The organism is Pseudomonas sp. 05T35 (assembly GCF_056396605.1).
Genome location: NZ_JBFTLU010000837.1, coordinates 1 through 746, shown reverse-complemented (window position 1 = coordinate 746; position 746 = coordinate 1). Strand labels below are relative to the sequence as shown.

The following is a 746-nucleotide window of genomic DNA, read 5'->3' as shown; positions in this document are numbered from 1 at the left end:
ACCAATACCCTGAGCCAGTTTCAGGCTTTCCTGGGCATCGCGCTTGAGCTGCAGAATGTAGCCGCGCGTCTCGGACTGACGCTCTTTGAGCGCATCGAGCAGGTCTTCAAGTTCTTTTACCGCATCTTTGGCCTTGGCTTGTGCCTTGGCTTTGCCGGCCGCCGCAGCGTCCTGCAATTTGGTGCGAGATTTGTGCAGTTTTTCCTGTGCTTTTCCGCGCTGCTTTTCCAGTTTGGCGAGCAGTTTTTCAGCATCAGCCAAGGCTTGGGAACAAGCGTTTTCCAAATGCTCGAGCAAGCTGCCCGACAGCTGATGGAGTAAGTGCAACGGAGTATTTACAGGCTTCTTATTGGCCGACATGGTTTACCTCCTGGCTGACGTGAGTGCGGCTCATACTAGACCTCTGCTGCTACCGCCGCTAGGGCATGTTGACAGTATCGAGTGCCGGGCGTTGCAGCGATTTGAAAATGTTCTGCGCACACTTAAAAGCAGTTCACCGGTCACGGCATTCTCACTGGCATAATCCTCCCCATCTCAGGCTGGAGAGTGCCCATGTCGCGTTACCTTTTTTTACCCTTGTGCGTGTTTTTTTCAATGGCTCAAGCCGCAGAAAAAGCCACGGAAACTGACGCCCATGATCTCGCCTACAGCCTCGGTGCCAGTCTGGGTGAACGTCTGCGCCTGGAGGCTCCCGATCTGCAAATCCAGGCACTGGTGGAAGGTTTGCAACAAGCTTTGCAACAAGC

General features: G+C 54.0%; 1 protein-coding gene and 1 pseudogene. One reads left to right on the top strand and one right to left on the bottom strand.

The window, feature by feature from the left end:
• A partial coding sequence (locus AC1DH9_RS30190; RefSeq protein ID WP_477809459.1) for an AlgP family protein occupies window positions 1–360 on the bottom strand: 360 nt, incomplete at its 3' end.
• Between the two features lie 192 nt (window positions 361–552).
• Here AC1DH9_RS30190 and AC1DH9_RS30185 point away from each other — a divergent pair.
• Window positions 553–746: pseudogene (locus AC1DH9_RS30185) on the top strand (FKBP-type peptidyl-prolyl cis-trans isomerase); the annotation flags it as partial.